We start from the raw sequence: 3,625 nt of genomic DNA on the forward strand, positions 1-3,625 counted from the left end.
GTATTTGACGAGATCAAAGCACGCGGCGTACAGGACATCGGCTTCATATCAATGGACGGCGTGAGCGGCCTGGAAGACGGCGCAAAGTCGATCTTTAAGAACGTGGTGGTACAGCGGTGCATTGTTCACCTGATACGCAATTCTCTTAAATACGTTCCGAGCAAGGATTACAAGGCATTTACGGCACAACTTAAAAAGATCTATGGGGCAGTTAGCCTTCGGGCTGCACAGAGCGAATTTGAGAAATTCTGTGAGACTTGGAGCAAGTATCCGGGCGCAATTCGCGTATGGAAGGACAACTTCCGGCATGTTGAGCAGCTTTACCAATATGGCAGTGATGTCCGTCGTGTCATGTACACAACAAATGCGATAGAGAGCGTCAATGCAAGTTTTCGCAAAGTAACGAAGCAGGGGGCATTTCAAAGCGAGACGGCTGTGTTCAAGGTGTTTTACTTACGGATCAAGGAGCTGTACAAGAAGTGGAAGGGACACTCCATTCAGAACTGGGCGATTGTGATGAATCAACTCTGTATTGATGAGCGGCTCGGACAGATGATCCGAAAATATTCTGCTCTATAAGAAACTTACACACTTTACTTGACATACCCTATCAAAGTAGCCATGATCGACTTAGATATTACCTCCCTGTTTGAATACTTCGTTTTTATATGTGTTTGAAGGTTCAACTCCCGTACAATGCTCAAAGTATTTCCCGGCGGTCAATAGAAAAGCCCTGAATCCCGAACCACTCTCGATAAGTGCGTCGCCCCCAGTATGTCGTCGCAGCTTTTGCGCCTTTTCCTCAAACGTATCAAGTGCGTGGATATGTTGCCCATGCTTTTGCGCGCCTGGGTCGTTCGCATCATAAGAAATCTGCCGGGAGAAGGTTCTCTGTCTGCATATGTCCACAAATAGCACACTCATAAACAGCTATCGTCACCGTATCCATAGTGAATGCCCGCCCCGACAATATCCGCTCCTCCCTCCGAACCCCTCAATCTACCGAAACAGCGTTGTTTACTCTCCGCACACTCTGCATATCATCGCGATCTCCTGTTATTTACGTCAGAAACCCCTGTATTTGTTCCTCACTCACTGCGCGCATATCCGTGCCCGCTTCCCACGCTTTGGCCCATTCCACCGTTTTCTCAACGGCTTCTTTGATGTGCCAGCGCGGTTTCCATCCGAGTTCACTCTTTATTTTTGAGCAGTCGAGCTTCAAAAAATGCGCCTCGTGCGGTCCATCGTCCGCGTGCTTCTGCCAACGCACACCATCGCCCCATGCGCGGCAGAAGATATCAGCGAGTTCGCCCGTCGTCACGCAGTCCGCATCGTCAGGGCCGACGTTCCACGCACCGACAAGGGATGCGTCCGCTGTCTGCCGCGCCGCAATCGTGAGATAGACAGAGAGTGGTTCGAGAACGTGCTGATAGGGGCGCGTTGAGGCGGGGTTCCGGATGTCGATGATCTGCCCGCGCACGGCGGCGCGAATGCAGTCGGGGATGATGCGGTCAGGCGCGAAGTCGCCGCCGCCGATCACGTTGCCCGCACGCGCCGTTGAGACACGCACGTCCTGCGCGGCGAGAAAGCTCTGCCGATAGCTGTAGACGGCGAGCTCGGCGCAACTCTTGCTCGCCGAATACGGGTCGTACCCCATCAGCGGCTCGTTCTCGCGGTAGCCCCATGCCCACTCCTTGTTTTCGTAGACCTTGTCCGTCGTCACAATGAGCGCAGAACGAACGGTGTCCGATGTTCGGATACATTCAAGAATATTGACCGTGCCCATCACATTCGCCGCAAAGGTGTCCACGGGCTGACGGTAGCTCTCGCGCACGATGGGCTGCGCCGCGAGATGAAAGACGACCTCGGGACGCGTCTCGTGAAATGCGCGGGAGAGCGCAGCAAGGTCACGCACATCGCCGCGCATATCGCGCAGTTCTTTGAGGATACCAAGGCGACGCAGTGTCTCGGCACCATCCGTCGTCGGTGCATCAAGCGAAAAGCCCGTCACCTCTGCACCTGCACGCAGGAGAAGAAGCGAGAGCCATAACCCCTTGAAGCCTGTATGCCCTGTAAGGAAGACACGTTTGTTCTTATAGAAATCCAATGCGTTCATACTATGCCCTATATTTTCAGTCATCCCAGGTACACCATGGAGCCGTGTTCTCCTGCCACAGTTTTTCTAGGATCAGCTTCTCCCGGAGTGTATCCATGCACTGCCAAAATCCTTCGTGCCGATAACTCATGAGCTCACCCCCCGCGGCAAGACGCTCAAGCGGTTCTCCCTCAAAGACCACATCGTTCCCGTCCCCGATGTAGGAGAAAACCTCCGGCTCCAGCACCATATAGCCCGCATTGATGGGGGCGGCATCCTCCTGCGCCTTTTCACGGAAAGAGCGTACCGTGTTGTCACCGCTGATGGAAAGAACCCCCTTCTGCTCTTTCTGCATCACAGTCGTCAGTGTTGCCAATTTCCCGTGTGCATGGTGGAACTCCACGAGTTTTTGAATGTTGACGTCGCAGACACCGTCGCCATAGGTCATCATGAAGGTCTCGTCGCCGATGTATTTTTGCACACGGCGAATGCGCGAGCCCGTCATCGTGTTGAGCCCCGTGTTGACGACCGTGACTTTCCACGGCTCTGCGCGGCGGTCGTGCACAACGGTGCGGTAACCGTCCTGTGTGAAATCAAAGGTGATGTCCGAGGTGTAGAGGAAATAGTCGGCGAACCACTCCTTGATCATATGCTGCTTATATCCCGCGCAGATGATGAACTCGTAGAATCCGTAGTGACTGTATTCCTTCATGATGTGCCAAAGGATCGGCATACCGCCGATCTCCGCCATAGGTTTGGGGCGCAGCTCCGACTCCTCCGTGATGCGCGTGCCCCAACCGCCCGCTAGAAGTACAACTTTCATACGACCTCCCTCTTTGATGCGTGTCCCTTTTCCTTATAAATTTCGCGCCGGATGCGTTTTTTCCTGTTTCGCTTTTCTAAAAATTATGGTATGCTGTCGATATTTGGAACATGCGCAGCGTCTGCGCCGAGAAAGGAGGTCGTCCGCATGGAACATATTCCACAGGGGCAGGAGCCGCCGAAACGCAGCCGCCGCCCGAGCCGATCGCTCATCATCACGATTCTCTTCATGCTCGCCGTGATGATCGCCATCCCCGTCTATCAGCATTTCGTGGAGCACAAGCATGACGTGCAGTCTTCCGATCATCACCACACCCATTCGCACGGCGAGAGCGAAGCAGCCCCCGCCGATTTCGGCACTACAGGCGGACACACACACGACCACAGCCACGCGCATTGACCACAACACAAGCTTTCCTAAATTGCAATAGCAAGTGGGACAAGTAGGGAAAAAGTTACGAGGCAGCGAATTGAGCAACATATGAATCGAAACGCTCTTTGGGTGTATCGTATCCGAGGATTTTCCTGGGGAGGTTATTCATCCAGTCCTCTACCTGTTGAATTGTGTCCGGCGTGAGGCAAGCAATATCGGTCCCCTTTGGGATAAAGCGTCGTACCATGCCGTTTTGGCGTTCATTAGTTCCGCGTTCACTTGGCGTATAAGGATGAGCGTAGTATACGGGAATATCCCCAAAGACTTCCTGGAGT

5 protein-coding genes are annotated in these 3,625 nt (G+C 53.5%); 2 read left to right on the plus strand and 3 right to left on the minus strand.

Annotated elements, in window-relative coordinates:
- On the plus strand, window positions 1-579 hold a 579-nt coding region (locus HMPREF1147_RS02175; RefSeq protein ID WP_009657520.1), incomplete at its 5' end, for an IS256 family transposase.
- Window positions 580-1,060: 481 nt separating this feature from the next.
- Here HMPREF1147_RS02175 and rfbG read toward each other — a convergent pair.
- Both rfbG and rfbF read right to left on the minus strand, forming a co-directional pair.
- A complete protein-coding gene (rfbG, locus tag HMPREF1147_RS02180; protein ID WP_009657521.1) occupies window positions 1,061-2,116 on the minus strand; it encodes a CDP-glucose 4,6-dehydratase in 1,056 nt (351 codons plus the stop codon).
- A 16-nt stretch (window positions 2,117-2,132) separates the two neighbouring features.
- Window positions 2,133-2,918 (minus strand): glucose-1-phosphate cytidylyltransferase, encoded by a 786-nt coding sequence (rfbF, locus tag HMPREF1147_RS02185; RefSeq protein ID WP_009657519.1) that lies wholly within the window; start codon window positions 2,916-2,918, stop codon window positions 2,133-2,135.
- A gap of 147 nt (window positions 2,919-3,065) precedes the next feature.
- Between rfbF and HMPREF1147_RS02190 the strand changes: the two genes are divergently transcribed.
- Entirely contained in the window at window positions 3,066-3,317 is a 252-nt protein-coding gene (locus HMPREF1147_RS02190) for a hypothetical protein (RefSeq protein WP_009657522.1), read from the plus strand.
- A gap of 55 nt (window positions 3,318-3,372) precedes the next feature.
- Here the strand turns inward: HMPREF1147_RS02190 and HMPREF1147_RS12220 are convergent.
- Window positions 3,373-3,625 (minus strand): transposase (locus HMPREF1147_RS12220; RefSeq protein ID WP_369791734.1); only part of this gene is annotated, 253 nt, incomplete at its 5' end.

Source organism: Selenomonas sp. FOBRC9 (genome assembly GCF_000287655.1).
In the GTDB taxonomy this organism is placed as follows: domain Bacteria; phylum Bacillota; class Negativicutes; order Selenomonadales; family Selenomonadaceae; genus Centipeda; species Centipeda artemidis.